Origin of the sequence: Chryseobacterium sp. MMO-72, assembly GCF_037146035.1 — a bacterium.
Lineage (GTDB): Bacteria > Bacteroidota > Bacteroidia > Flavobacteriales > Weeksellaceae > Chryseobacterium > Chryseobacterium indicum.
Window position 1 is genome coordinate 45995 of the sequence record NZ_JBBCWG010000003.1, and the last position, 25094, is coordinate 71088.

Below are 25094 nucleotides of genomic sequence, written 5' to 3' on the forward strand. Positions count from 1 at the left end.
AAAAACCTATAAGGTTTGAATTCTTATTTTAATTTTAATCAATCAAATTGCTGCATCTGCTTTGCGGTTCTCCATCCCTGATAAAAGGCTTCCTCGAAAATTGAAATTCCCGAAAGATCAGAATGGGCAAAGAAAACTTTTCCGTCAATCGGCTGTTTTGCTTTTTCTGAATTTCCAAAAATCTGATTCGGAACCGGCGCAATCATCGCATGACCGATTTTGTGAAACTGCATTTCGAGGATAAAATCTTCAATCATAGGATGGGCTTTTTTCAGATCTTCCAAAACAAGATATTTCAACTGATCTTCTTTCAGACTGTATAATTTTTTCCTTGCTTTTTTACAGTCATTGGTAGAAAAACTTCTGTAGTAGGTAATTACTTTTTCACCCATAATCTGGTCTACATTCTGATGCTGATCGTAAATATAACCCAAACCATCGGAACCATAAATTACGTTATCCCAAGCCAATTCTTCATCTCCTCCGAAATCGTTTTGCAAAGTAATCGTTGTTAAAAGCCACGGAACATAGTTAAAATGTTCAGCCCTTTTATTGTTGAAAATTCTTTCGTTGACGAATTGCGGAGTCGCAAACAGAACTTTTTCAGCAACGATCTTTTTTGTCTTTTTCTGAATATTGTCGAAACTTAAAACCTCAACATTTTTATCATTAATTTTTACCTCAAAAACTAAATTATTCGATGAAGATTTTCCTTCTGTATATTTTGAAAAATGTTTTGCCAGTCTTGCATTTCCTTCCGGCCATGTAAAAACCTGATCTTTGTATTTTTTGCTCCAGTTGTTTTTTCTTCCGGCGAAATAATGAATTCCCGCCCAAGCTGAAACATAATCGATTCCCAAACCGTAATCGTCGCGACAGGAATAATCCAACAGCCAGAGTAATTCTTCAGATATAAAATTTTCCTGTTTCAGCCAGTTTTTGAAAATAATTTTCTCTAATTGTAAAACCTCCTCTTCCCGACTGGAATCGTGAACAGGAATGGCAAACCAATATTTTCCTTCGGCATCTTTTTTATGCTGAAAATGATCCATCATTTTAAAAAACCGGTCAAATTCCGCTTTTGTTTCTGTAGAAATTCCGTTTTGCGGAACAAGATCATTTTGCCAAGAATTTTTAAAAAACAACCGTTCCTGTTGCGGAAAAGTCATCTGATATTCGTCTAAAATCGGATCGCCGTTTTCATCGTTTCCCTGATAAATTTTGCATTCTTTCAGAAATTCGATGATTTCAGTATTTTCTTTATTCGGCAATGGCAAATAATGCGCTCCTAAAGGAAATTTTGAAAATTTGTTCTGTCCGTTGGAAGAGTTTCCGCCTAAATGGTTTTCCATTTCGAGCAACAGATAATTGTTTTCCTGATTCTGACTGAAAAATCTACACGCAGAAAGTCCTGAAATTCCTCCACCGACAATAAGATACTTTGTGCGAATTTCTTCCGTAGGTTGAGGAAAATCTTTTGCCCAGAGTTTGTGCCCTAAAATATGATTGGTTCCGGTGATTTTAAGCAATAACGATTTGCCTTTTTTACTGCAATAGTGTAAAAAAGGAATCATGAGACTGCCCAAAAATAGGGTTTTAAGGAAATCTTTACGTGAAAATTGAGTAGGTTGAGTTGGCAAGATTTAATGGTTATTTTGAGATGCTTTCATAATTGTCATCGGGATTCTGGAAATTGTTGATAACTCTGTGGATTCTCAACATATCATCCTGATAATCATAAATGATGTAATTGTGTTTCGTTACCAAATATTTCATAAAACCTGTATCTCTATATTTTTCAAAGTATACATTTTTTGAAAGTAGCATTTGAATAGCCTCATCATATTTATCCAAAAAATTTTCTAAAACCAGAACGCCCCATTGATCAAAAAGATAATCCTGAAGATTTTCAAAATCTTTCTTGGAAAGATCACTATATTCTACCCTCATTCTTACGCTGTTGTAATCTTGCTCGAGCCTGCTTCATTAATTCCTGGTGAGATATTGTTCTACCCATTCTGAAATCTTCCTCAGATCTTTTCAACGATTCTAAAATCTCTTCATGGGTTTCGTTTCTATAAACAGGCTCCATTACTTTAGCAATAGAAAGCAGTTCTTCGGAAGTAAATCTTTTTTCTTTCATTTTTTTAAAAAAGGTCGGCTTTTTGATCCCTGTTTTTTCGATAATGTAAGAAATTTTAAATGGTGAATCTTTCAGAATCTGATCGATGTTGTTCTGGATTTCTATATATTTTTCAATTTCAGCTATCATATTTTTACAATTTAAGTATCAATTTATGATACAAATATAATAAATAATTGACACTTTTCTACTGAACTTTTCCCCATTCTTCATCAAAATATCGTACTAAAATTTGGTTATCCAATCGATTGACTTCAATATCTTTTGTTTTCATATCTTTCGTAAAGTAAGAGAGTTGTGAAAAATTGTAATCATAAAATTTCAAGTTTGGAATCTTACGATAGATTTTATTGTTGATCGGTTCAAAGGAAGCCATTGAAAATCCCCATTCTCCGAATGACGGAACATACGTGTGATACGCGGAAGTAAAAGGAAAAACCTGATTAATTGTTTTCTCAATACACCAGAAAGATTTCGGGGCAAAGTAAGGAGAAGTAGTCTGTACCACAATCTTTGTATCTAAAGTAGTCAGTCTTTCCAGCTCTTTGTAAAACTGTAAGGAATACAATTTTCCTAAACTGTAATTGGAAGGATCTGGAAAATCGATGATAATGACATCGTACTTTTTTGAGTTTTCTTTTACCCAGATATAAGCATCTTTGTTGATTACTTTCAGCTTTGGATTGGATAAAGAACTTTGGTTCAATTGGCGCATGGTTTCATTATTCCTGAAAAAATCCGTCATTTCTCCGTCTAAATCGACCAGAGTGATGTCTTTTACTTCTTTGTATTTTAAAACTTCCCGAACGGCAAAACCGTCTCCGCCACCGAGAATTAAAATATGATCGATCTTTTTAGCCATCGACATCGCAGGATGAACCAACGCTTCATGATAACGGTATTCGTCTACCGAAGAAAACTGTAAATTATTATTAAGATATAATCTGAATTCGCGGCTGTTTCTGGTTAAAACGATTCTTTGGTAGGGCGAACTTTTGGTGTAAACGACATTTTCACCGTACAGTTTTTCTTCCGAAAATGATAAAATTCTGTCTGAAAAAATAAAGAGAATAACAAGCAAAAGAAAGGCTCCGATTGATTTAACTCTTAATGAAACTGGTTTTGAAAGTTCATTTTTCAGATAAAAACATAAAAATATGGCAATGGAAATATTAACCAAGCCAAAAAACAGAGGGGTTTTTACGATTCCCAATTGCGGTATCAATACCAAAGGAAACAGAATAGAAGCCAATAAAGCTCCGATATAATCAAAGGCGAAAACATTTGAAACGAGATCTTTGAACTGAACTCTGTCTTTTAGAATATTCATCAACAACGGAATTTCTACTCCAACCAGACAGCCCGTAAAAAACACAAAAAGGTATAAAACAGCTTCAAAATGAGCCAAAGTATTGAACAGAATAAATAAAACCACAGAGCTTATTCCGCCGATGATCCCGACCAGAATTTCAATTTCTATGAATTTATCAATTAAATTTCCTTTGATGAATTTGGCAAAATATGATCCCACTCCCATCGAAAAAAGATAGACTCCGATGATGAAGGAAAACTGCTTCACGGAATCGCCCAAAAGATAGCTCGCCAAAGCTCCCGCCACCAATTCGTAGATCAGTCCGCAGGTTGCGATGACAAACACCGAAAACATCAACAGCAGTTCAAGAGGAATCCTCTTTTTATCCATGAATTGCTGCGCTTATGATCATTGATATCCCGATGATGAATGCTCCGAAAATAATCGCCAAAGCAGTATTTTTATTGTGAGAGATTTCGTACCACGTTTTTTCCGGCGTTATTTTTTCAATGATTAAATAACAAACCAGCAATATGGCAATTCCCAGAAAGGAATAAATCACTGAATTGATGACCGGTAAAAAGTTGATCTGATCCATAGCTTATATTTTTTATTTGTGATAGTATCTGTAATAGCCCACTCCGGAAGAGTGATGTCTTCGCGTTGTTCCGTCTCTGTATGTTTCCGTTTTCTCGCAGTCGCAGAATTGGTTGCCGTCAAAAGTGAGATAAGTAAACCAGCCGACAAAAAATACTCCGATGAGACAGAGAATCCAGTGTTCTTTTATGTAATTAATAATAGTTTCCATCGTTTATGAGTAGGTGTAAGGTGAATTTGAACTGTTGAACCATTTTGATCTTTCGAAAGATTTTCTTCCGAACCAGACTGCTGCGACAAACCCGATGATAAACAAAAGAATAAACACAAAATTCCTGAAGGAAACAGGAAGCCATTCTGCTTTAATTTTAACCGATTTGTTTTCGGTTAACTCTGCTGTTGTGGTTCCGGCTGCAAGATTGGTATTCAGAAGGGAGTCGATATCCGCTTTTCCTAAAGTCTGATGAACAAATTGTCCGAGACTGCTTATTGTGTCTTCCTTAATCATTTTTGAGCTTCCGAAAGCCGTTGTTTCCATCGTATTGTTGTTGGTAACATTAATGGTTCCGTTGTTATCTCTGGATAAGGTTAAACTTCCGTCCTGAGTTGCATAATAAGAAGGTGGAGTTTCCTTTGGAGTTTCCTGTTTTTCTGCTGAAATCGTGAAATGGTATTTTCCGGGAGCTACTCCGCAAAAATTAAAACTTTCATTCTTTCTTCCTTCGCTCCAGTTTTCACCGTCTTCATATCCGTGATATTCTTCAATATCTTTTGAAGCATAGACAATTTCGTTGGTTTTCTCGTTCACCAATCCTAAGCCGACATTTGCCCAGGAATTATCCACATTGGAATATACCTCAACTTTCAATGGGGCAGAACCGCCTGATAAATCAAAGCTTTTGCTGACCATTTCTTTATTGCGGACATCTGCAAAATTAATTTCCTGCTCAAAAACCGATTTATTGGTTCTCGTCCCGACTACATATAACTGAATCAGGCTGATTAATAATGCTGAAACCGCCATAATATTAATGGTGTGCTTTACATTTACATAAAATGGCTGAACAATTCCTATTCCTGAATAATTGGGAAGGTTTGAAATCCCGAATGCTTTTTTTACTTTGTATTTTGAGATATGTTCGCCAAAGAAGAATTCATTTTTACCTTTAGAGTGTTCATGCGAAATCATCTGAGTCGCATTCACGTACTCTTTGTATGTTGCCAGTCCGAAATCCAGTTTATCTTCAAAAAAACCTGCTGCAGAATGAATGGTGCATTCTGTAGTTTCGTACCAGCGGAAATTTCTTCCATGCAGTTCCATTACTTTTCCGTTCAGTTTTTTCTTTACATCCATTGCATTAATGGTATGAAGAAAAGTCCAGTGTCCATCACTCTCACTTAAAAAAGCATCTTCTCCTTTTGTATCTTTTAAATAATATTCTCTCCAAAAAATACTGGTTCCGTATTTGCGGATGATAATTCCTGTAACGGTATATTCTTTTTCATCAATAATTCCTTTCTGCCCGATTTCCAGCACTACGTTTTCTATAGGTTTCTTAACAACCTTTGTAGAAGTATTTTTTTGAATATCAATAAGATTGGAACAAGATCGGCAAATGTATTCTGTGATCTGAAAATCTGCATCAATCTTATTCTCTGTCTTACATAAAGGACAAGTGTAATACATTTTTTATCTGTAAATTTTGTGTTTCTGAATGGTTTTAGCTTTAAAATAGTCTATTACTTCATCTGCAATTTTTTCAACTTTTTCTGTGTTATCCTGCAGATAATTGCAGAGAAAAACATCAAAAGTAAGTTGTTTAAATTCCGGCCACGTATGAATACAGAGGTGGGATTCTTTAAGACAAACCGCGGAAGTAAAGCTGTTATTTTCAAAAATATGACTGGTAATTCCTACAATTTCCACGTCTTTTGTTGCGAGCATATTTTCGGTAAATGTCAAGAAACCGTCACCGTCTATTAACAAAGCTTCTGACTCCGTTTCCAAAGTCAGAAGAATATGTAAACCTTTGCTGGTAATTGATTCCAATTCAATGTATTTTCAGCAAATATATTATTTTTTTGGTAAGAAAACTTCTGCAAGCATACAACGTGCACTTCCGCCTCCGTTTACTTCAATTGTATTTAAATCTGAATAGATAATCTCACAATACTTTTCAATTGCTGAAACCTGATCCTGATGTAAGGATTTATAAGCGGTTTCACTCATTACCAAAAATTTCTGTCCGTCTTTATTATTTACCTGAAGCATATTTCCGGCAAACTGCTGCATCTGCTCTTCAGAAATTTCAATAATTTCTTTTCCTGAGTTTTTAATGGTTTCAATGACTTTGCTTCTTTCGAGTTCATCATCTATACAATCCAGACAGATTACCACAAATTTATCTGCTACACACATCATTACATTGGTGTGGTAAATCGGAAGTCTTTCCTCTCCAACGGTTTGGAATGAATGAAAAACAACCGGTGTAAAACCGTACTTCTCGCAAAATTCTCTGAACAGGTTTTCATCCAGTCTTAAAGAAACCGAACCGTAAGCAATTTTGTTATCGTGATCGAAGATCATGCTTCCTGTTCCTTCCAAAAAGTGTCCCTGTGTTTCAGGAAAAGACCAGTCGTCGATTTCAGCGACTTCAAATCCCTGTTCTTTAATGGTTTCAATAATATCGTCTCTTCTTTCCACTCTTCTGTTGGAAGCGAACATCGGATATAAAACCACTTTTCCGTCATTATGAAAACTTACCCAGTTGTTTGGGAAAATAGAATCCGGAGTATGTGGATCCAATGTATCTTTTATGGTGATGACATTGATTCCTTTGCTTCGTAATTTTTCAACAAAAGCTTTAAATTCAGACAAAGCTTTGAACTGGGTATCGAAACCTTTCTGCTCTACCTGAAAATAATTATTTTTTGCCGTTTCTGCATTAAATCCGAATGCAATCGGCTCTATCATTAGTACTGTATCTGTTGTCTGCATACTTTGGGTTTGAGGGTGTTTTGGGTTTGAGAGTCTGAGTGTTTTAGTGTTTTAGTGTTTTAGTGTTTTAGTGTTTTAGTGTTTTAGTGTTTTAGTGTTTTAGTGCAAAATTACTACTCATTCTTATTTTGTGAAAACGAACACCATTTTCCAGACTGACTCATCATATTGACCAACATCCCGATTATTTGATTGTATTGTTTATTTAAACTAATAAACTGTTCTTCATTTATATATTTGCATTTCCATGCGTACAAGAGCCATGTTTGGGTTTCTCTTGCTTCTCCTTCAGAATCTGTAAGCTTTGCGACGAAAGATTTTTCATACTTTCTTTTTCCCCAAGCTTCGCTTATATTTGCCGAAACGGATCGTGATGAACGCCTTATTTGATCTGTAAGAGAGTAGAGTTCTTCTTTAGGAAAAGATTTTGTGAGTTCAAAAATTATCATCGCAAATTCTACTGACTTTTGAAACACCTTTAAATCTTGGTGAAATTTAATTGTTGACATCTTTGTATTTTAAGCTAAAATAGAAAAAATAACAACAACTCAGCCCCAAAACTTTCTAACTCTAAAACACTCAGACTCTCAAACTCAACTACTCTCTAACAAGCGGCATTGTAGAACATCTCAACAATCCTCCCATTTTAGAAATCTCGCGGTACGGAATTTCTTCAACGGTCATTCCCCATTCGTTTCTGAGATGATTGTTCATTCTGGTGAATGCTTTGTCGGAAACTACGATTTCCGGAGAGATTGAAAAAATATTCGGGAACATTTCAAACATTTCTTCTGCTGTAACCTGGAAACAGTTTTCTTCCCCGAAAATATCAATAATCAGTCGGTAATCGCTTTCGTCTACAAATCCGTCTTTATAAATAATACATTTATCTTTTCCGATAGGATTGAATGTACAGTCCAAGTGTAAAATTCCTTCGTATGGTATCCTGTCGTTCTTTTTCAGTTCCAGATCGATGATTCTTTTTTTAGGAAAGTATTCTTTCAGAATTTCGATCGCATATTCATTGGTTCTTGCCGTTTTATAACTTCTGTAATCTTCACTGAAACACGTTCCGATAAACAGAAAATCGTCCCAGACAATAACATCTCCACCTTCAATGTGTGCTGTTTCCGGAAGATTAATTATTTTTCTCCACGCCACTTTTTCAAAAACCGTTTTATAAGCTTCCTGTTCGTCTGCACGGTCTGCAATAACATTGGAAATGATCATTTTATCATCGATTACAAAGGCAACATCTCTTGCAAAAACCTGATTGTAATCTGCAATGATGTCCGGACGAAGAACTTCTACGTCATATTTTTTTAAAACTGCTTCAAAAGCGTTCATTTCATGGATGATATCCGACTCTTTCGGATAGATGTTATTTTCGATTGAATGATATGACTTTGCATCATAGCTTTCCTCTAATGTAGGAACTGCTCCCATTGAATTGGGCTGCCCTAAAACCACTGATTTCAGCCTTCCCGTTTCGTTTTTTATATTTAGCTTCATAAAGATTTATGCAATGCTACAAATATAAGTAAAGGACTGAATCTGGGAAACTTTTGTCCTGTTTTTAGGCGATCTGCGCAATATAAATCTATGAAATAATCTTCTTACAGTTTTTTACTTCAGCAGATTGATAGACTAAAGCATTTATTCACTTAAATAAGCGATTTTATCAGATAATTTTATTCAATATAATTAGATTATGAATTATTTTTCAATAAAATTGAGTAAATATCAATTAAAATTCCTATATTAGTGATATAATTTTGAGAAAAATTAGACTATAAAACATTAACAATCAAACACAAAAAAATCATGAACGCAAAAAAAACCGTGCTTCTTAAAGCACAAAAATTAGGCAGAGAGCAACAAAAAAACATCATTGGAGGAGCAACCACCGCAAGACGTTGCTGCGAATATGATTTTGAAACAGGAAAATGTACACTCTGGACTTGCGACAGATGCCAGTGTCCATAACCAGAAATTAAAATTAAAGCCTGCTTTTGAAGCAGGTTTTATTTTTTAGTTTATTTTTGTTAATCAGAATGAAAAAATCAGACAAATCTTTACACCATATCTGCATCGCAAAAATTAAGAGATGTACAATGAAACCTTATGATTTCAAATGGAGTACATTCTATGAAAATGATTCAAAAAATTTGTTTACAAACTATCCTTTTGAATTACATAACGATGAATTAATTATATGCTCAATCATTATAGATGCTGATAATTTAAGTGTTTTAACTACGAAGAAACTCGTTACTCTACAAAACGGAATACTTTCTTCAGGAAGCCTGATCAATTCAACAGATCAATTTTATGGAAATTTTAAAAGTGAAACACAGAGATTTTCCTTAGGTTCTGTAGAACTGGAAAATGGCAAAATTTTAGAATATTTTATTGAAACAGGAAGAGCTTCGATGATAATGATCCAAGGTGTAAGGACGATGATACAAATACAGCAGTAAAAAAATAAAAAAATTTTCCAAAGCTGAGAAATAAAAAAATCCCAAAGCAAGCTTCGGGATTTTATTTATATCAGGATACTGATTACCTGTTAACCATATCAATATAGTCTCTTTTTGGAGCCCCTTGGTAAACCTGTCTTGGTCTTCCGATCGGGTCTCCTTTCAGTCTCATTTCTTTCCACTGAGAAATCCATCCCGGAAGTCTTCCTAATGCGAACATTACGGTGAACATTTCTGTAGGAATTCCTAATGCTCTGTAGATAATTCCTGAATAGAAATCTACGTTTGGATATAGTTTTCTTTCTACGAAGTATTCGTCTTCAAGAGCTACTCTTTCCAACTGCATTGCAATATCAAGCGCTTTATCCTGAATTCCTAATGCATTAAGAATATCATCAGCAGCTTTCTTGATGATTTTAGCTCTCGGATCGAAGTTTTTGTATACTCTGTGTCCGAATCCCATTAAACGGAAGTTATCGTTTTTATCTTTTGCTTTTGCAATGTATTTAGATACATCTCCTCCATCTTTTTCGATCAGTTCAAGCATTTCGATAACTGCCTGGTTTGCTCCACCATGAAGTGGTCCCCAAAGTGCAGAAACCCCTGCAGAAACTGAAGCAAAAAGACCTGTATGAGCAGAACCTACCATTCTCACTGTAGAAGTAGAACAGTTTTGCTCGTGATCTGCATGAAGAATTAACAGTTTATCCAAAGCTCCTACTACAACAGGATCGATTTCAAATTCCTGATTTGGCATTCTGAAAGCCATTTTGTAGAAGTTTTCTACATAATTCAGGCTGTTGTCTCCATGATTAAGCGGCAATCCCTGAGTTTTTCTGTACGTCCATGCGCAAAGGTGAGAGAATTTTGCAATTAACAATTCTGCCGCATGATCCATTTCTTCTTTAGAATTTACGTTAACTGCTTTTGGATTAAACGCTGTTAACGCAGAAGTTAAAGAAGATAAAACTCCCATTGGGTGAGCAGAACGAGGGAAAGCATCCATGATCTTTTTCATCTCCTCTGCTACGAAATTATATTTTTTAATGTTTGATTCGAAAGAATTGTACTGATCCTGAGAAGGCAATTCACCGTGTAACAAAAGATACATCACTTCTGTGAAGTTGGATTTCTCAGCGATCTGCTCGATCGGATATCCTCTATAGAATAATTCTCCTTTGTCTCCGTCTAAGTAAGTGATGTCACTAAGTGTAGCTCCGGTGTTCTTATACCCTAAATCAAGAGTGATTAGACCTGTCTGGTCTCTTAATTTTGAAATATCGATTCCTCTGTCTCCGATAGTACTATCCACAATTGGATATTCATATGAATTACCGTCGTAATTCAATATTACCTTGTTGTCTGACATTATTTAATTTATTTTTTTCTAAATATACTACTTATTACAAAATACGGCAAACTAAAAATTTCGCTTGCCGTTATTTATAAATTCGATTAATTATCTTTTGATTTTAAAAGCACCTAAGCCCGGGAAAACTGCGGTTTCACCAAGAGCTTCTTCAATTCTCAACAGCTGGTTGTATTTCGCCATTCTGTCTGATCTTGAAGCCGATCCTGTTTTAATCTGTCCGCAGTTCATTGCTACTGCCAAATCTGCGATTGTAGAGTCTTCAGTTTCTCCTGATCTGTGAGACATTACAGAAGTGAATCTGTTGTTCTGCGCCATTTGTACCGCTGCCATTGTTTCAGAGAGAGATCCGATCTGGTTTACTTTTACCAAGATTGAGTTTGCAATTCCTTCTTTTACTCCTCTTGATAGCCTTTCAACATTGGTTACGAATAAATCGTCTCCTACCAACTGTACTCGGTCTCCGATTTTATCGGTTAACATTTTCCAGCCTTCCCAGTCGTTTTCCTGCATTCCGTCTTCAATTGAAATGATCGGATATTTCGCTGCCAGTTCAGCAAGGTAAGAAACCTGCTCGCTGCTTGAGAACTGAGCGGCATCCGGAGTCTGGAATTTTCTGTAATCATAGATTCCGTCTTTGTAGAATTCAGAAGCTGCACAGTCAAGCGCCAACATAATATCATCACCCGGCTTGTACCCAGCTTTTTCAATAGCCTGAAGTAAAGTATCCAAAGCATCTTCTGTTCCTTTGAACGTTGGTGCGAAACCTCCTTCATCACCTACCGCAGTAGATAAACCTCTTGAATGAAGAATCGATTTAAGGTTGTGGAAAATTTCCGTTCCTTTTCTCAATGCGTGAGAGAAAGAATCTGCTTTTACCGGCATGATCATAAATTCCTGAAACGCAATCGGCGCATCAGAGTGAGAACCTCCGTTGATCACGTTCATCATCGGAACAGGAAGGGTGTTTGCATTGACACCGCCAACATATTTGTACAAAGGCATTTTCAATTCTGCTGCTGCTGCTTTAGCCGCTGCCAAAGAAACACCAAGAATTGCATTTGCTCCAAGATTTCCTTTATTATTGGTTCCGTCAAGATCGATCATAATCTGGTCGATAAGATTCTGATCGTAAACAGGAAGACCTACCAACTCAGGCGCAATCACTTCTCTTACATTCTCAACAGCTTTAAGAACTCCTTTCCCCATATATTCTGAACCGCCGTCGCGCAATTCCACCGCTTCATGTTCTCCTGTAGAAGCTCCGGAAGGTACCGCAGCACGTCCCATCGCACCACTTTCCGTGAATACATCTACTTCAACTGTAGGATTTCCTCTTGAATCCAAAATTTGTCTCGCTTCTATGTAAGAAATGTAACTCATTGTTCGTTTTTTTATAGTTCAGACAAATTTAATGAATTTTTGAGTTTTTGAAGCAAATGAATGGGAATTTATGGGGTTATTGTGAGTTAAATTTTAGTTAATTTTGATATTATGATAATCTGGATGGTTTAATGATAAAAAATCCTCCGGTGTTGGAGGATTTCTGTAAGATAAAGTTTATTAATAAGCGAGCCTCATTAATGATTTTTGCTTGTTGGTTAAATTCCAACTTACACCAATAAACCAGCCTAATTTATAACTATCAGTAAGATAATTTTCTGATGAAGAGGATACAAACTGATTTGCTTCATATCCATACTTCAACTCTGATATTTTTCTTAGCGCAGGACCTGTTGTGAAAATAATTTTATCTGTTTTCCCTACGAGTAAGCTTATTCCCGGAAATAATGAGTTTAACTGAAGTTTAGTCATATCCATAGAAATGCCAAATGTGAATCCGAATGCGAAATTGCTTGACGATCTCCAGCTTGTATGTAACATTCCAGCAATGGTAGGTATGTATTTATTGTTTGTTTTCTGAACAATCTTAAAGTCATTATTTATTTGCTGTATTTCGTATTCCTGTTGTTTCGATCCTATATCAAACACTGTACCTATACTAAAATCAAAACGGACACCTCCTTTTAAATATTCTTTGTATTCAAATAGTTTTGATCTGTCAATGATATATTTTCCGTCTTCTGCTTTTTTGCCGGTAATATTGACATCAAATTTTAAATAATCTTCATATCCTTGTATCGGAGGAGAAGTATAGATGTAAGTTTCGGGATTTGATAGAATTCTATTTAAGCCTTCTACATAATTCAGTTTTTTTCTAATATTGAGATCATTGACTGTTTTTGAGAGATCGTTTATGTCTTTTTTAACTGTTGAAATATCATCGTTCAATTTTGTAATAAGACTTTGACCATCTGAAAGCTTTGTTAATAGGTCTTTGATCTTATCTAATTCAACATCATTAAGCTTCATTAAAAGATTAGTTTTAATATTGTCGAAAAGGTTAATTTCGCTGTTGCATTCATTTAATTTTCCTTCTTTAAGGATTACGGCATTTTCTAATTCCGCATTATTTTTTATTTTGGTATATTCTTCTAACGTAAGTTCGGGTGAAAGTACTTTATCTATATAGCTATTGTAATTGTCATTAATCTTATAAATTTGGTTTGCAGATAGATAAAGATCTGCATACATCTTTTTTATTCCGCGTAAATAATCAACAATTATTTCCTTTGCTGTTTTATCTTGATCCGTAATTTTTTTTAACTCAGAATTAAGCATGTCATTTTTATTTACATATTCAGCGATTTGAGCATTTATACTTTTAATTTCACTTTCATAATTCGCTTGATTTTTATCTAATTTATTTCTCTTCTCTATCTTTTTTTGTACTTCTGCTCTCATTTTATCATTTTCAGGTTTCAAAGAATCAATTTTTGCTTTTAAATCATCTGACGATTCCATTGAAGACAATTGCTTGTTTATGTTTTCTATTTTGCCCATTACATTGTCCCTTTCAAATTTCTTAGCTTTTAGCAGAGTTGAATTATTTTCTATTTGTTTTTCAATCTCAGTGATTTTTTTTGAAAGTTCTTTATTTGATCTGTCTTCAAACTTTTCTTTATTAACCGATTTTTGAATTTCATTTTCAATTTTCACAGGAGAATCTAATTTTTTCGGTTCAGAAGGTTCTGGAGACTTATCTGATTTTGGACGTTCTTCATCAAAGAGATTTTTATCTTGTATTGCTATATCTTTTGACTCAATGTTAACTTTATAAAACAGGTTATTAATATGTTCAATTTTTAAAACAACAGGCTGCCCTTGAACAGGTTTTATAGGAACATTATTAAATTCTCCTTTCGAAAAATTGTAATTAATCGTTTGTGTTTCTGTTATTGATTTACAGGACAACATGATTATACATAAGACCACAAGTAAAATTTTAGTTTTCATGGCTATTAATTTTTAAATTCTTCATCAAAGTTCCTTTAAAAACAAACCTCTGTCAATTACCCAAACGGGTGAATCTTACTACAAAAAAACAGCACCATAAAAATGATGCTGCCATATTTTACTTTTAAAATAATATATATCTGTTTGTTTAACTTTCTGATTTCAACTATTAACTTTCTTTAAACTTTTTCGGAAAATTTCCTTCGGATAGATCTAGTTCTAAAATTGTTTCCCCGAAATCCGTTATTACTCCTACTGTAAAAGCTCCATAACTTAATAAATCTTCTAATACCACTTCTCCATTAATTGGCAGAACTTTTCTTACCGGATTAAGAAAGGTATCATGGAGGTAAAAATAGGTTTCTGAAATTATAGGATTATTTGCATCAGCAGAAGATACCTTCAATGAAACATTGAAAAATCCGGACAATCTTGACTCTGTAACGGTTGCAGAAAGTTTTCTATTGTTAACTTCCGATTTCCCACCAAATCTACCTTTTTGCGGATCGTCTAAGTTGGTAATACCCGGCAAAGCTGGCATAACAAATATTTTGGGAAAGTAATCAACTGTTTTTTCATTACTATGTTTATATATTTCTTTCGTGTTAAAATTGCTTTCTATATCATTTTTTACTACGGCTTCACTCTCAACTAGATTAGCGGTAGATAATTTTTTTCTTTTCTGTAATTCTTTTTCTTTCTTTTCCTTTTCTTCCTTAGTTTTGTCTAATTCTTTTTCTTTTTCCAGATTTTCGTGTCTTAAGATTCTCACTTCTTCAGCTCGTAATACATTTTTAATAATAAGTTCTATAAACTTAAATCCCGCTATTGCAGCTAATGCACAATATGCTCCCCATAAAAGATATTTTTTACCTGCGTTATGATCCGAATCTTTTGATGGCTGAACTATATCCACAGATTTATTGATAGTATTTTTTTGAGATTTTACCGAGTCTTTTGTGGATAAAGAATCTTTTCTCAGAGATACTACATTAGTTGTGATCACATTTGGAGAATCAGAATGAGCTTTTTTAATGGGAATTGAAATTTGTTGCTTTTGCTTTTCATTACCAAGATTAATCCTTTTTTCTTGTGTTTTTTCACTACATAGTTTAATATCGTCCATTAATTGGCTATCAACAGTATTTAGAAAAATAGGTACTAAAAGTGTTGCTCCTATTCCTAAAACAATAGATCTTAAGAAACTTAGTTCTAATGTTCCATCTTGCTTTCTGTTTGATGGTAATAAATAATTAACACAGCCACCTACAATACCTGTAGCAAGCATAATTAATAACATAATTGATAATTCCATGGTTTTAGTATTTTTGTTATATCAAATGTATGATAGAAACGTTTGTAAAACAATTACACAAAAAGGGAATATTTCAATAAAAATCAATAGGATTGTTCTTGTGAAAATATTCTACAAATCGATTCTGAAAAACAGATGTGTTCCATTTTCTGTTGTGACTTCGCAGTGTCCGTTTTGTTCCTGCATTCTCCGTTTCATATTTCGGAGTCCGTTTCCTTCTGATTTTTCGCGGTTAATTCCTATTCCGTTGTCGGAGATTTTCATCATGAATTCTTTGTCTTTCTGGATGAATGACAATTTAATCTGATTGGATTGGCTATGCTTGTAAGCATTGTTCAGGGCTTCTTTTAAGCATAGAAATAAATTCCGTCTCTGTTCTGTTGTGATTATTGTTTCCAAAACAACGTTTTCACTTTATGTGAGCAGGAGAATCTTTGTTTTTTTCAAAAAATTTTGTGCATACATCTTTGAATAATCGATGAAGCTTCCCAACGTATCGTTTCCTGAATTGAGGCTCCAAAGCATTTCCCGCATGGAAAGATTCATTTCTTCGGAGGTTTTCAGGAGTTCATCAATATCATTTTTCAGATCATCATTTTCTGCCCGTTGTTTTAAAAATTCTGCCTGAAGTTTTAACGCTGAAATTCCCGCGCCCAGATCATCATGCATGTCGTGGGAAATTCTTTCACGCTCTGCTTCTATGGATTTTTGTTTTTCAAGCTCTTTTTGAAGGAGCTGGTTTTGGTGTTCGGATTCTTTGAGTTGCTTTTCTTTGAGGTAGAGAAGTTGCTTTCGGTTGTACATCAATACAACAAAAATTATAAATATTACAAAGAAAAGTACTATGATTGAAGCTAAAATATAAGTACTCTTAATGATTTGAGGAAGTTCTTCTTTTAAAATTATACTCATATTTAAACAAAGAAATAAAAATTAATAAATACAAGATTATATTTACTACATCAAAATTACTTTTAATAAAATTTGAAAACTCTTTATCATGGTTATAAAAATAGTACATAGGTAAACATCTAAAAATCCCAAAACAACTCCATAAAAGTAAACCTGAACTGATCCAAAAATTGGGATCATTAAAAATTTTATCATCATCTACTGAAAAAAGTTTATTACAATACCAAATTATTGAATGAACTATTAAAAATAACATAGCTGCAATCGCAATTTTTTCATCAAAATCTAATCCTAAGAATTTGGTGAAAAATATTATAAATAATTGACAAATCAATAATGATATTTTAGATAAAGCTTTAGGGATTTTAGAATAAAAACTTTTAGAATAAAAAAAATAAAAGAATACAGTAACAAACATCAAATATAAATTATATTGTAATCCTATCAATATACTTTCATCAATCTTATCAACAACAAATGAATAGCCTTCAACCAGAACTGTTACAAAAAGATAAAAAAATAAATTATTCTGGGTAGAAAAACCATTTTTTTCACCCAGAATAAAAGATTTAATCAATACTATGATTAAAAGAATATTGTATAAATAATGTATTATCAATATTATGGTTTTAAGTTTCCTAAATCATAATAGCCTTTAGTAATAGCTCCTCCAATATCATAATGGTGAATTCGATCTTTATCGTCTATAAGTGTTTGTAAACCGACTCTTATATCATACCCCTCTTTTTTACACATTAATTCATACACAATATCTTGTTCAAAACCTTTAAATAACAAAAGCTTTGACATATCATAAGTAATATACTCTGTAAGTTTAGAATTTGATTTTTTTGATATTTTTGTACCTACTCCTTCTCTAAAACTTCGCATTATATTACTAAAACTGTCATCAGAATTATTGAAAGCTTCAACGGTTCCATTATCCATTAACCAATAAGCGGAATCATCACTAATGTCATCTAAATTGGCATAATTAAAAGTTTCAGTCATTGAAAATCTAAATACTAAAGATAATTTACTTTGATTAGTTTTATCATTAACAAAAAAAATATGAAGATAATTTTTAGTCCAGTTACTCCCAACTATATCGTTGATTACTTTACGTTTAATAATAAAACTATCATTATTCTTAAAATCACTACCATACAAGGTATTAAATAATTCTCTATTTATTTGAGCTTCATCTGAAGGTAGAGGTTCTTCTGAAGCAAATGCTTTGTAAGTTGATATTTTTCTATTTGAATCAAATTTGTCACAACTTAATTCTATAATTCCTTTAATAGCTTGAAGTTTTGCTTCAATACAGTTAAAGTTTTCCAAATAAGATTTTGCATCCATAATTCTTAGTTTTTAAAATGGTTAAATTTATTAATAGCCTCCACTTTGTTGTTTACGTGGAGTTTTCTGTAAATGTTTCCGACGTGTTTTTTAACGGTATCAATACTGATGAATTTTTTATCCGCGATTTCTTTGTAGAGCAGTCCTTGAGATAAAAGTTCCAGTACTTCTTTTTCTCTTTCCGTAAGTTCATCAAAGCCTTTTATTTCGGGAAGCTTCCTTTCAAAATGACTAAGAACTTTTCGGGCAATCGAGAAACTCATCGGAGCACCACCGTTGTATACATCTCTTATTGAAGAAAGGATTTTATCCATGCTTTCACCTTTTACAAGGTAGCCCATTGCGCCGGCTTTTAAGGAATTGAAGACTTTTTCGTCATCTTCAAAACTGGTACACATGATAAATTGCGTTTGAGGCAATCCCTTCCTAAGCTTTTCGATAATTTCAATACCGAGCATATCCTGTAGCTGAATATCCATCATTACCACATCCGGAGAAAGGTCAGAAAGATTTTTTAAAGCTTCATTTCCATCAAAAAACTGCGCAACGACTTTCATGTCATCCTGATAATTGATGACTTTCTTCAACGCATTGTTGTAGTTTTTTTCGTCTTCTACTATGGCTATGGAAATGCTCATGTCGGTTATTTTGTTTAAGACAAATTTCAACAGAAAACAAAACAAAGTCAATTACCCTTTTGTGTAATATTCAGAGTTTGAGTTCATAGCTTTTTGGTTTAGTTTTTGTTTTTACTAAATTTAGTGAAAATTATTTTACAAACGAAAATATTTAACAATCAATACCTTAAAAAAATTAACATCATGAAAAATGTACTTTTGATCGCTATTTCAGCGATTTCTTTGTCGTTGATAAGCTGCAAAAAAAGTGAAGAAGGAAATAAAAGTGTGCTGAAAACTAATGATTCAGGTCCCATTTTGGCAGATAATGGCAAAATAGACTCAACGGTAAGCTATGATACAGATATTAACGGAAAGAAAAGTATAAAGACAGATTATGTGTATAAAGCCACCGACGGAAGTCTCGCAAAAGTTATTTTTAATTATCCAGAAAAAACAATGAGTATAAGAAGCAATAATAAGACTTTCATCCTGAATAAAGTAGAATCCAACGGCAGTGAAACCATCTACGAAAAAATGGATATGAAAGCTACTGTGAAAAAAGACAGCCTGATCCTGAATCAGGGGAACAATATCATCCAGCTTGTAAAAACCAAAATATAATGCATAAAAAAACCGCTCAGTAATCTGAACGGTTTTTATTTTTATATCTGATGAATATTATTCTTCAGTTTTTTCTTCTGTAGAATCTGCAGCTTCAGCCGTTGGCTCAGCAGCTTTTTCTTCTACTACAGGAGCTTCAGCTACTACAGCTTCTTTCTTAGCTGTTGCAGATCTTCTGCTTCTTCTTGTCGCTTTTTTCTCTTCCGCATTCGGATTGTAAAGCTCGTTGAAGTCTACCAATTCGATTAGAGCAGTATCAGCAGCATCACCTGGTCTGAATCCTGTCTTGATGATTCTTGTATAACCACCGTTTCTCTCAGCGATTTTTGGAGCTACCGTTCTGAACAATTCAGCAACTGCTTCTTTATTTTGAAGATATGAAAAAACAATTCTTCTGTTGTGTGTAGTATCTTCTTTTGCTTTTGTTAATAGAGGCTCAACATATACTCTTAAAGCTTTAGCTTTAGCAACAGTAGTGTTGATTCTTTTATGCTCAATTAGAGAACAAGCCATATTAGAAAGCATAGCACTTCTGTGAGAAGCTGTTCTTCCTAAGTGATTGAATTTTTTACCGTGTCTCATTATTAATTATTTATCAGCGTCTAACTTATATTTTGCAACGTCGAAACCGAAGTTAAGACCTTTTGAATGCACTAATTCTTCTAGTTCTGTCAAAGATTTTTTACCAAAATTTCTGAATTTCATCAAATCAGACTTACTGTAAGAAACCAATTCTCCAAGAGTTTCCACTTCAGCCGCTTTCAGACAGTTAAGGGCTCTTACGGAAAGATCCATATCTGCTAATTTAGACTTAAGGAGTTGTCTTGTATGCAGAGTTTCCTCATCATATTGGATAGATGCTTTTACAGCTTCCGTTTCAAGCGTGATTCTCTCATCAGAGAACAGCATAAAGTGATAAATTAATATCTTAGAAGCTTCTGTTAAAGCGTTCTGAGGACTGATAGATCCGTCAGTTTCTATATCTAATACAAGTTTTTCGTAGTCTGTTTTTTGCTCTACACGATAATTTTCAATGCTATACTGTACTTTCTTGATTGGCGTGAAAATAGAGTCAATCGCAATTGTACCTACAGGTGCATTGTTTGACTTATTTTGTTCAGAAGGAACATACCCTCTTCCTTTTTCTATATTGAAAGTAATTTCGAAAGTTACATCACTGTTCAGGTTGCAGATCACCAAATCCGGGTTAAGAACCTCAAATCCGTTGACAGACTTACCTAAATCACCAGCAGTAATAACCGTTTGACCTGAAACTTTAGCAACAACCTGCTCATTCGATTGGTTTTCTGCCGTAGCTTTTAATCTTACCTGCTTAAGGTTAAGAATAATTTCGGTAACATCTTCGATTACTCCTGGAATAGTTGAAAATTCGTGCTCTACACCTTCTATTTTGATAGATGAAATAGCATAACCTTCCAGAGAAGAAAGCAACACTCTTCTCAAAGCATTACCGATTGTAAGCCCGAAACCTGGTTCTAGTGGTCTGAATTCGAATTGACCTCTAAATTCATCAGAGTTAAGTAAAATTACTTTATCGGGTTTTATGAATTGTAAAATTGCCATATTATTGGGTTGAGCAAAAATTTGATTAAAAAATTATTTAGAGTAAAGTTCGACGATAAGCTGTTCCTTGATGTCTTCCGGAATTTGGATTCTCTCAGGAGCAGAAACGAAAGTACCTTCTTTCTTCTCATCGTTGAATTGTAACCACTCATAATTTGCTTTAGAAGCTAATGCATTTGTAACCACTTCAAGAGATTTAGACTTTTCTCTTACTGCAATTACATCACCTGCTTTAAGCAAATAAGATGGAATATTTACCAGCTCACCGTTCACAGTAATGTGTCTGTGAGAAACAAGCTGTCTAGCAGCAGATCTTGTTTTAGCAAAACCTAATCTGTATACTACGTTATCCAATCTGGATTCGCAAAGTTGTAATAGAACTTCACCTGTTACCCCTTTACTTCTGTGTGCTTTGTCGAATAAGTTAGCAAACTGTCTTTCTAAAATACCGTAAGTATATTTAGCTTTTTGCTTTTCAGCTAACTGAACTGCGTATTCAGATTTTTTAGCACCTCTTCTTTTGTTAGGACCGTGTTGTCCTGGCGGTTGGTTTTTTCTTTTCTCGAAGTTTTTGTCATCTCCGTAGATTGCAGCACCAAACTTTCTAGCAATCTTAGTTTTAGGTCCAATATATCTTGCCATAATGGGTAAATTCTAAAAATTAAACTCTTCTTCTTTTTGGTGGTCTACATCCATTGTGCGGCATAGGAGTCACATCAATGATTTCGCTAACTTCAATTCCTGAATTGTGGATGGATCTGATAGCAGATTCTCTACCTGCACCCGGACCTTTCACAAACACCTTTACTCTTCTTAATCCAGCTTCGTGAGCTACAGCAGAGCAATTTTCAGCTGCCATCTGAGCAGCAAATGGAGTATTCTTTTTAGAACCTCTGAAACCCATTTTACCGGCAGAAGCCCAAGAGATTACCTCTCCGTTTTTATTTGTTAAAGAAATGATGATGTTATTGAAAGAAGCCTGAATATGAGCTTCACCAATAGCTTCAACTTTTACTTTTCTTTTCTTAACTACTTTAGTTTGTTTTGCCATAATTCCTAACGATTATTTACTAGCTTTTTTCTTGTTAGCAACAGTTTTTCTCTTTCCTTTACGGGTTCTAGAGTTGTTTTTCGTTCTCTGGCCTCTTAAAGGTAATCCAAGTCTGTGACGTATTCCTCGTTGGCATCCTATGTCCATTAATCTCTTAATGTTCAATTGCACTTCAGATCTTAATTCTCCTTCTACTTTTACGTTTTCAGAGATGTATGTTCTGATTGCAGCCAATTCATCGTCATTCCATTCGTTGACTTTCTTGTCTTCGCTGATACCGGCAGCTTTAAGGATTTCTGAAGCAGTACTTCTTCCCACCCCGTAGATGTAAGTTAAACCGATAACGCCTCTTTTGTTTTTTGGTAAATCAATACCTGAAATTCTCGCCATAATTTAATTTTAGCCTTGTCTTTGTTTAAATTTTGGGTTCTTTTTGTTGATTACGAATAGTACACCTTTTCTGCGTACGATTTTGCAATCAGCGCTTCTTTTTTTAATTGATGCTCTTACTTTCATTTTGATAGTATTTATTTTTTAACAATAGCCAAATGGAACGGATGCTCCATTTGGCAGATTGTTTTAATATCTAAATGTAATTCTCCCTTTCGTTAAGTCATAGGGAGACATTTCTAATTTTACCTTATCACCGGGTAAAAGTTTAATATAATGCATTCGCATTTTACCCGAAATATGAGCGATGAGTACATGCCCATTTTCAAGCTCTACACGGAACTGAGCGTTCGAAAGTGCTTCCGTAATAACGCCGTCTTGTTCAATATGTTTTTGTTTCGCCATAAATTAATATCCAGTCGTTCTTGACAATTTAGACTGCATTAAGCCATCATAATGATGGTTCAGCAGATAAGTATTAATCTGTTGAACGGTATCTAAAATTACTCCCACCATAATCAATAGTGATGTTCCCCCGAAAAATAGGGCAAACGCATCTGTCTGAACAAAGGTTCCATGCACAATTGCCGGAAGGATTGCAAAGATAGATAAAAATATTGCACCTGGCAAGGTAATTTTTGATAAAATATCATCTAAATAATCAGCCGTCTCTTTTCCCGGTCTTACTTTCGGTACTAAACCTCCGTTTCTCTTCAAATCATCAGCCATCTGGTTCACCGGAATTGTAATTGCAGTATAGAAAAACGAGAAGATAATAATTAATAGCGCGAACAATACATTGTACTGCCAGCTAAAAACATTCTTGAAACCTGCAAGAAAAGTATTGGACTCATCTACTTTCGTTAATAAACCAGGCACGAACATCAATGCCTGAGCAAAGATAATCGGCATTACACCGGCTGCATTCACTTTCAATGGAATCCACTGTCTCGCTCCCTGCATAAGATTTCTGTTTACACCTCCTCTTGCCTGAGCTCTGCTTACATACTGGATCGGAATTTTTCTTACTGCAACAGATAATACTACTGCAAGAAGAACCACCAACATCCAGAAAATTACTTCAATAAGGATCATGATAGATCCCATACCTCCTTTTCCGTTCTGCACTGCCATTTCCTGAACGAATGCTTCCGGTAATCTTGAAAGAATCCCCACCATAATAAGGATAGAGATACCGTTTCCGATACCTTTGTCGGTGATTTTTTCACCTAACCACATTGCGAATACTGAACCAGCAACCAAAATAACAATACTTGGTAACCAGAACATAATAGAATTTGGCTCTACATAATATGCAGATGAGAACTGAGCATACGGTAAAAACAACTGAGTGATCGATGTTAAATAAGAAGGTGCCTGTACAAGACAAACTCCGATTGTTAACCATCTTGTGATCTGGTTCAATGTATTTCTACCAGACTCTCCATCTTTCTGAAGCTTCTGAAGATAAGGAATAGCCATTCCCATCAACTGAACAATAATAGAAGCAGAAATATAAGGCATGATACCTAACGCCATTACGGAAGCGTGGCTGAAAGCTCCCCCCGTAAACGACGAAAGCAAGCCAAGGAGACCTGCTCCTTGCTTGTTACCGCCTTGATTTTTATAATGCTCTAAGAGATCTCCTACTTCCGCAAGGTTAATTGCAGGTAATGAGATATAAGATGCGAATCTATACACAAGGATAATTCCTAAAGTAAAGAGAATTTTATCTCTAAGTTCTTTAAGACTCCAAATATTTTTGAGGGTTTGTATAAATTCTTTCATTAGTGATTATTATAAGGTAATTGCTTTTCCACCTGCCTTAGCGATAAGCTCTTCAGCAGATTTAGTGAATTTGTCAGCAGAGATTGAAACCGCAGATTTCAATTCTCCTCTACCCATAATTTTCACTAATTCGTTTTTAGTAATTAAACCATTCTCAATCATAACTTCTCTTGTAATATCTCCTGTGATAGATTTATTTTCAATTAAAGTCTGGATTGTATCAAGGTTAATTCCTCTAAACTCTTTTCTGTTTACGTTTTTGAATCCGAATTTCGGTAATCTTCTTTGTAAAGGCATCTGACCTCCTTCAAAACCGATTTTCTGAGAATAACCAGCTCTTGCTTTCTGTCCTTTGTGACCTTTTGTAGAAGTACCACCTTTTCCGCTACCTTGTCCTCTACCAATTCTTTTTGAATTGAAAGTAGATCCTGCAGCTGGCTTTATGTTGTTTAAATTCATTTTAAAATTATTTTAAAAATTATTTTTGAACTTCAAGTAAGTGACTAACTGCAGCTATCATTCCTAAGATAGAAGGAGTAGCTTCGTGTTCTACAACTTGGTGAAGTTTCTTAAATCCTAATGCTTCAAGCGTTCTCTTTTGGGTTTTTGTTCTTCCAATAGCGCTTCTTACTTGCTTTACTTTGATTGTTGCCATTGTTTATATATTAACCGTTAAACACTTTACTTAGAGAAACTCCTCTCATTCTAGCGATTTCTTCAGGTCTTCTGATATCCAATAACGCTTTGAAAGTAGCTTTCACCACGTTGTGAGGGTTAGAAGATCCTTTAGATTTTGAAAGGATATCGTGAATACCAGCAGACTCCAATACCGCTCTTACCGCACCTCCGGCGATAAGACCTGTACCGTGAGAAGCAGGTCTTAAGAAGATATCTGCACCTCCGTATCTGGCTGTAGTCTGGTGAGGAATTGTGTGGTTCATTACAGGAACTTTCACAAGGTTTTTCTTAGCGTCTTCCACTGCTTTAGCAATTGCAGAAGCAACCTCTTTAGATTTTCCTAATCCGTAACCGATAACTCCATCTTCGTTACCTACAACTACGATAGCAGAGAATCCGAAAGCTCTACCTCCTTTAGTTACTTTTGTTACTCTGTTAACAGCTACGAGACGATCTTTAAGTTCTAATCCTCCCGGTTTTACTCTTTCTATATTATCTAGTCCTAACATATTTTCCGAAA

General features: G+C 34.5%; 34 protein-coding genes. 3 read left to right on the forward strand and 31 right to left on the reverse strand.

Features of this window, described 5'->3' with window-relative positions; all coding sequences use genetic code 11:
• Positions 1 to 38 precede the first annotated feature (38 nt).
• The 11 genes from WFH39_RS05290 to WFH39_RS05340 all read right to left on the reverse strand — a co-directional run bounded on the left by WFH39_RS05290 (position 39) and on the right by WFH39_RS05340 (position 8562).
• On the reverse strand, positions 39 to 1529 hold the full coding sequence (locus WFH39_RS05290; protein ID WP_336689086.1) for an NAD(P)-binding protein: 1491 nt from the start codon (positions 1527 to 1529) through the stop codon (positions 39 to 41).
• A gap of 121 nt (positions 1530 to 1650) precedes the next feature.
• Entirely contained in the window at positions 1651 to 1950 is a 300-nt protein-coding gene (locus tag WFH39_RS05295) for a type II toxin-antitoxin system RelE/ParE family toxin (RefSeq protein WP_336689087.1), read from the reverse strand.
• On the reverse strand, positions 1934 to 2272 hold the full coding sequence (locus tag WFH39_RS05300) for a hypothetical protein (RefSeq protein ID WP_336689088.1): 339 nt from the start codon (positions 2270 to 2272) through the stop codon (positions 1934 to 1936). The genes WFH39_RS05295 and WFH39_RS05300 overlap by 17 nt, the downstream gene beginning before the upstream one ends.
• Before the next feature lie 58 nt (positions 2273 to 2330).
• Positions 2331 to 3845 carry a polyamine aminopropyltransferase gene (locus WFH39_RS05305; RefSeq protein WP_288460345.1) on the reverse strand — a complete coding sequence of 505 codons (1515 nt, stop codon included), beginning with the start codon at positions 3843 to 3845 and terminating at the stop codon, positions 2331 to 2333.
• The gene (locus WFH39_RS05310; protein WP_336689089.1) at positions 3838 to 4053 is read right to left on the reverse strand and encodes a DUF350 domain-containing protein; all 216 of its coding nucleotides are present in this window, start codon (positions 4051 to 4053) and stop codon (positions 3838 to 3840) included. Before WFH39_RS05310 ends, WFH39_RS05305 begins: the two co-directional genes overlap by 8 nt.
• A gap of 12 nt (positions 4054 to 4065) precedes the next feature.
• Positions 4066 to 4263: a hypothetical protein gene (locus WFH39_RS05315; RefSeq protein WP_228423024.1), complete on the reverse strand. Its 198-nt coding sequence runs from the start codon at positions 4261 to 4263 to the stop codon at positions 4066 to 4068.
• A 3-nt stretch (positions 4264 to 4266) separates the two neighbouring features.
• On the reverse strand, positions 4267 to 5739 hold the full coding sequence (locus WFH39_RS05320) for a DUF4178 domain-containing protein (RefSeq protein WP_336689090.1): 1473 nt from the start codon (positions 5737 to 5739) through the stop codon (positions 4267 to 4269).
• A gap of 3 nt (positions 5740 to 5742) precedes the next feature.
• Positions 5743 to 6102: an S-adenosylmethionine decarboxylase family protein gene (locus WFH39_RS05325; protein ID WP_336689091.1), complete on the reverse strand. Its 360-nt coding sequence runs from the start codon at positions 6100 to 6102 to the stop codon at positions 5743 to 5745.
• 24 nt (positions 6103 to 6126) lie between these two features.
• Positions 6127 to 7050 (reverse strand): citrulline utilization hydrolase CtlX, encoded by a 924-nt coding sequence (gene ctlX / locus WFH39_RS05330; protein ID WP_336689092.1) that lies wholly within the window; start codon positions 7048 to 7050, stop codon positions 6127 to 6129.
• 113 nt (positions 7051 to 7163) lie between these two features.
• Positions 7164 to 7559, reverse strand: a complete 396-nt coding sequence (locus WFH39_RS05335; RefSeq protein WP_271160252.1) for a four helix bundle protein — start codon at positions 7557 to 7559, stop codon at positions 7164 to 7166.
• Between the two features lie 88 nt (positions 7560 to 7647).
• Positions 7648 to 8562, reverse strand: a complete 915-nt coding sequence (locus WFH39_RS05340) for a dimethylarginine dimethylaminohydrolase family protein (protein ID WP_336689093.1) — start codon at positions 8560 to 8562, stop codon at positions 7648 to 7650.
• Between the two features lie 312 nt (positions 8563 to 8874).
• Between WFH39_RS05340 and WFH39_RS05345 the strand changes: the two genes are divergently transcribed.
• Positions 8875 to 9036, forward strand: a complete 162-nt coding sequence (locus WFH39_RS05345) for a hypothetical protein (RefSeq protein WP_214588350.1) — start codon at positions 8875 to 8877, stop codon at positions 9034 to 9036.
• Positions 9037 to 9104: 68 nt separating this feature from the next.
• Positions 9105 to 9530 (forward strand): hypothetical protein, encoded by a 426-nt coding sequence (locus WFH39_RS05350; protein WP_336689094.1) that lies wholly within the window; start codon positions 9105 to 9107, stop codon positions 9528 to 9530.
• 82 nt (positions 9531 to 9612) lie between these two features.
• Here WFH39_RS05350 and WFH39_RS05355 read toward each other — a convergent pair whose 3' ends face one another.
• From WFH39_RS05355 to WFH39_RS05395, 9 genes are all read right to left on the reverse strand, one after another.
• Positions 9613 to 10899, reverse strand: a complete 1287-nt coding sequence (locus WFH39_RS05355; RefSeq protein ID WP_076391888.1) for a citrate synthase — start codon at positions 10897 to 10899, stop codon at positions 9613 to 9615.
• A 90-nt stretch (positions 10900 to 10989) separates the two neighbouring features.
• Positions 10990 to 12282, reverse strand: a complete 1293-nt coding sequence (gene eno, locus WFH39_RS05360) for a phosphopyruvate hydratase (protein ID WP_336689095.1) — start codon at positions 12280 to 12282, stop codon at positions 10990 to 10992.
• 180 nt (positions 12283 to 12462) lie between these two features.
• Positions 12463 to 14256 carry a coiled-coil domain-containing protein gene (locus tag WFH39_RS05365; RefSeq protein ID WP_336689096.1) on the reverse strand — a complete coding sequence of 598 codons (1794 nt, stop codon included), beginning with the start codon at positions 14254 to 14256 and terminating at the stop codon, positions 12463 to 12465.
• A 169-nt stretch (positions 14257 to 14425) separates the two neighbouring features.
• Positions 14426 to 15571: a YEATS-associated helix-containing protein gene (locus tag WFH39_RS05370; protein WP_336689097.1), complete on the reverse strand. Its 1146-nt coding sequence runs from the start codon at positions 15569 to 15571 to the stop codon at positions 14426 to 14428.
• A gap of 111 nt (positions 15572 to 15682) precedes the next feature.
• A complete protein-coding gene (locus tag WFH39_RS05375) occupies positions 15683 to 15970 on the reverse strand; it encodes a sensor histidine kinase (protein WP_336689098.1) in 288 nt (95 codons plus the stop codon).
• Positions 15971 to 15985: 15 nt separating this feature from the next.
• The gene (locus WFH39_RS05380) at positions 15986 to 16483 is read right to left on the reverse strand and encodes a sensor histidine kinase (protein WP_336689099.1); all 498 of its coding nucleotides are present in this window, start codon (positions 16481 to 16483) and stop codon (positions 15986 to 15988) included.
• Positions 16443 to 17060, reverse strand: a complete 618-nt coding sequence (locus WFH39_RS05385) for a hypothetical protein (protein ID WP_336689100.1) — start codon at positions 17058 to 17060, stop codon at positions 16443 to 16445. The genes WFH39_RS05380 and WFH39_RS05385 overlap by 41 nt, the downstream gene beginning before the upstream one ends.
• Before the next feature lie 44 nt (positions 17061 to 17104).
• On the reverse strand, positions 17105 to 17842 hold the full coding sequence (locus WFH39_RS05390; protein ID WP_336689101.1) for a hypothetical protein: 738 nt from the start codon (positions 17840 to 17842) through the stop codon (positions 17105 to 17107).
• Between the two features lie 5 nt (positions 17843 to 17847).
• Positions 17848 to 18480, reverse strand: coding sequence for a response regulator transcription factor (locus tag WFH39_RS05395; protein ID WP_336689102.1), 633 nt, complete (start codon positions 18478 to 18480; stop codon positions 17848 to 17850).
• A 183-nt stretch (positions 18481 to 18663) separates the two neighbouring features.
• Between WFH39_RS05395 and WFH39_RS05400 the strand changes: the two genes are divergently transcribed.
• Positions 18664 to 19083, forward strand: coding sequence for a hypothetical protein (locus tag WFH39_RS05400; protein WP_336689103.1), 420 nt, complete (start codon positions 18664 to 18666; stop codon positions 19081 to 19083).
• Positions 19084 to 19140: 57 nt separating this feature from the next.
• Here WFH39_RS05400 and rplQ read toward each other — a convergent pair whose 3' ends face one another.
• The 11 genes from rplQ to rpsE all read right to left on the reverse strand — a co-directional run bounded on the left by rplQ (position 19141) and on the right by rpsE (position 25083).
• Positions 19141 to 19665 (reverse strand): 50S ribosomal protein L17, encoded by a 525-nt coding sequence (gene rplQ / locus WFH39_RS05405; protein WP_076391872.1) that lies wholly within the window; start codon positions 19663 to 19665, stop codon positions 19141 to 19143.
• 6 nt (positions 19666 to 19671) lie between these two features.
• On the reverse strand, positions 19672 to 20667 hold the full coding sequence (locus tag WFH39_RS05410; protein ID WP_062162712.1) for a DNA-directed RNA polymerase subunit alpha: 996 nt from the start codon (positions 20665 to 20667) through the stop codon (positions 19672 to 19674).
• Between the two features lie 33 nt (positions 20668 to 20700).
• On the reverse strand, positions 20701 to 21309 hold the full coding sequence (rpsD, locus tag WFH39_RS05415; RefSeq protein ID WP_029297746.1) for a 30S ribosomal protein S4: 609 nt from the start codon (positions 21307 to 21309) through the stop codon (positions 20701 to 20703).
• Between the two features lie 19 nt (positions 21310 to 21328).
• Entirely contained in the window at positions 21329 to 21718 is a 390-nt protein-coding gene (gene rpsK, locus WFH39_RS05420) for a 30S ribosomal protein S11 (protein WP_002983263.1), read from the reverse strand.
• A 12-nt stretch (positions 21719 to 21730) separates the two neighbouring features.
• Positions 21731 to 22108 carry a 30S ribosomal protein S13 gene (gene rpsM, locus WFH39_RS05425; protein WP_076391870.1) on the reverse strand — a complete coding sequence of 126 codons (378 nt, stop codon included), beginning with the start codon at positions 22106 to 22108 and terminating at the stop codon, positions 21731 to 21733.
• Positions 22109 to 22117: 9 nt separating this feature from the next.
• Positions 22118 to 22234, reverse strand: coding sequence for a 50S ribosomal protein L36 (gene rpmJ, locus WFH39_RS05430; RefSeq protein WP_007839480.1), 117 nt, complete (start codon positions 22232 to 22234; stop codon positions 22118 to 22120).
• A gap of 63 nt (positions 22235 to 22297) precedes the next feature.
• Positions 22298 to 22513: a translation initiation factor IF-1 gene (gene infA, locus WFH39_RS05435; RefSeq protein WP_055861802.1), complete on the reverse strand. Its 216-nt coding sequence runs from the start codon at positions 22511 to 22513 to the stop codon at positions 22298 to 22300.
• Between the two features lie 3 nt (positions 22514 to 22516).
• The gene (secY, locus tag WFH39_RS05440) at positions 22517 to 23896 is read right to left on the reverse strand and encodes a preprotein translocase subunit SecY (RefSeq protein WP_072953559.1); all 1380 of its coding nucleotides are present in this window, start codon (positions 23894 to 23896) and stop codon (positions 22517 to 22519) included.
• Positions 23897 to 23905: 9 nt separating this feature from the next.
• Positions 23906 to 24355 (reverse strand): 50S ribosomal protein L15, encoded by a 450-nt coding sequence (gene rplO / locus WFH39_RS05445; RefSeq protein WP_034678030.1) that lies wholly within the window; start codon positions 24353 to 24355, stop codon positions 23906 to 23908.
• Between the two features lie 19 nt (positions 24356 to 24374).
• The gene (gene rpmD, locus WFH39_RS05450) at positions 24375 to 24551 is read right to left on the reverse strand and encodes a 50S ribosomal protein L30 (RefSeq protein WP_007839493.1); all 177 of its coding nucleotides are present in this window, start codon (positions 24549 to 24551) and stop codon (positions 24375 to 24377) included.
• Between the two features lie 10 nt (positions 24552 to 24561).
• Complete coding sequence (gene rpsE / locus WFH39_RS05455; RefSeq protein WP_047401284.1) at positions 24562 to 25083, reverse strand: 30S ribosomal protein S5; 522 nt, start codon at positions 25081 to 25083, stop codon at positions 24562 to 24564.
• Positions 25084 to 25094: the final 11 nt, after the last annotated feature.

What these genes read in the sequence shown, in the direction of transcription:
- WFH39_RS05295 (WP_336689087.1), bottom strand. Translation starts at nt 1,950, where the DNA reads ATGAGGGTAGAATATAGTGATCTTTCCAAGAAAGATTTTGAAAATCTT.
- WFH39_RS05300 (WP_336689088.1), bottom strand. Translation starts at nt 2,272, where the DNA reads ATGATAGCTGAAATTGAAAAATATATAGAAATCCAGAACAACATCGAT.
- WFH39_RS05305 (WP_288460345.1), bottom strand. Translation starts at nt 3,845, where the DNA reads ATGGATAAAAAGAGGATTCCTCTTGAACTGCTGTTGATGTTTTCGGTG.
- WFH39_RS05310 (WP_336689089.1), bottom strand. Translation starts at nt 4,053, where the DNA reads ATGGATCAGATCAACTTTTTACCGGTCATCAATTCAGTGATTTATTCC.
- WFH39_RS05315 (WP_228423024.1), bottom strand. Translation starts at nt 4,263, where the DNA reads ATGGAAACTATTATTAATTACATAAAAGAACACTGGATTCTCTGTCTC.
- WFH39_RS05320 (WP_336689090.1), bottom strand. Translation starts at nt 5,739, where the DNA reads ATGTATTACACTTGTCCTTTATGTAAGACAGAGAATAAGATTGATGCA.
- ctlX (WP_336689092.1), bottom strand. Translation starts at nt 7,050, where the DNA reads ATGCAGACAACAGATACAGTACTAATGATAGAGCCGATTGCATTCGGA.
- WFH39_RS05335 (WP_271160252.1), bottom strand. Translation starts at nt 7,559, where the DNA reads ATGTCAACAATTAAATTTCACCAAGATTTAAAGGTGTTTCAAAAGTCA.
- WFH39_RS05340 (WP_336689093.1), bottom strand. Translation starts at nt 8,562, where the DNA reads ATGAAGCTAAATATAAAAAACGAAACGGGAAGGCTGAAATCAGTGGTT.
- WFH39_RS05345 (WP_214588350.1), top strand. Translation starts at nt 8,875, where the DNA reads ATGAACGCAAAAAAAACCGTGCTTCTTAAAGCACAAAAATTAGGCAGA.
- WFH39_RS05350 (WP_336689094.1), top strand. Translation starts at nt 9,105, where the DNA reads ATGAAAAAATCAGACAAATCTTTACACCATATCTGCATCGCAAAAATT.
- WFH39_RS05355 (WP_076391888.1), bottom strand. Translation starts at nt 10,899, where the DNA reads ATGTCAGACAACAAGGTAATATTGAATTACGACGGTAATTCATATGAA.
- eno (WP_336689095.1), bottom strand. Translation starts at nt 12,282, where the DNA reads ATGAGTTACATTTCTTACATAGAAGCGAGACAAATTTTGGATTCAAGA.
- WFH39_RS05365 (WP_336689096.1), bottom strand. Translation starts at nt 14,256, where the DNA reads ATGAAAACTAAAATTTTACTTGTGGTCTTATGTATAATCATGTTGTCC.
- WFH39_RS05370 (WP_336689097.1), bottom strand. Translation starts at nt 15,571, where the DNA reads ATGGAATTATCAATTATGTTATTAATTATGCTTGCTACAGGTATTGTA.
- WFH39_RS05380 (WP_336689099.1), bottom strand. Translation starts at nt 16,483, where the DNA reads ATGAGTATAATTTTAAAAGAAGAACTTCCTCAAATCATTAAGAGTACT.
- WFH39_RS05390 (WP_336689101.1), bottom strand. Translation starts at nt 17,842, where the DNA reads ATGGATGCAAAATCTTATTTGGAAAACTTTAACTGTATTGAAGCAAAA.
- WFH39_RS05395 (WP_336689102.1), bottom strand. Translation starts at nt 18,480, where the DNA reads ATGAGCATTTCCATAGCCATAGTAGAAGACGAAAAAAACTACAACAAT.
- WFH39_RS05400 (WP_336689103.1), top strand. Translation starts at nt 18,664, where the DNA reads ATGAAAAATGTACTTTTGATCGCTATTTCAGCGATTTCTTTGTCGTTG.
- rplQ (WP_076391872.1), bottom strand. Translation starts at nt 19,665, where the DNA reads ATGAGACACGGTAAAAAATTCAATCACTTAGGAAGAACAGCTTCTCAC.
- WFH39_RS05410 (WP_062162712.1), bottom strand. Translation starts at nt 20,667, where the DNA reads ATGGCAATTTTACAATTCATAAAACCCGATAAAGTAATTTTACTTAAC.
- rpsD (WP_029297746.1), bottom strand. Translation starts at nt 21,309, where the DNA reads ATGGCAAGATATATTGGACCTAAAACTAAGATTGCTAGAAAGTTTGGT.
- rpsK (WP_002983263.1), bottom strand. Translation starts at nt 21,718, where the DNA reads ATGGCAAAACAAACTAAAGTAGTTAAGAAAAGAAAAGTAAAAGTTGAA.
- rpsM (WP_076391870.1), bottom strand. Translation starts at nt 22,108, where the DNA reads ATGGCGAGAATTTCAGGTATTGATTTACCAAAAAACAAAAGAGGCGTT.
- rpmJ (WP_007839480.1), bottom strand. Translation starts at nt 22,234, where the DNA reads ATGAAAGTAAGAGCATCAATTAAAAAAAGAAGCGCTGATTGCAAAATC.
- infA (WP_055861802.1), bottom strand. Translation starts at nt 22,513, where the DNA reads ATGGCGAAACAAAAACATATTGAACAAGACGGCGTTATTACGGAAGCA.
- secY (WP_072953559.1), bottom strand. Translation starts at nt 23,896, where the DNA reads ATGAAAGAATTTATACAAACCCTCAAAAATATTTGGAGTCTTAAAGAA.
- rplO (WP_034678030.1), bottom strand. Translation starts at nt 24,355, where the DNA reads ATGAATTTAAACAACATAAAGCCAGCTGCAGGATCTACTTTCAATTCA.
- rpmD (WP_007839493.1), bottom strand. Translation starts at nt 24,551, where the DNA reads ATGGCAACAATCAAAGTAAAGCAAGTAAGAAGCGCTATTGGAAGAACA.
- rpsE (WP_047401284.1), bottom strand. Translation starts at nt 25,083, where the DNA reads ATGTTAGGACTAGATAATATAGAAAGAGTAAAACCGGGAGGATTAGAA.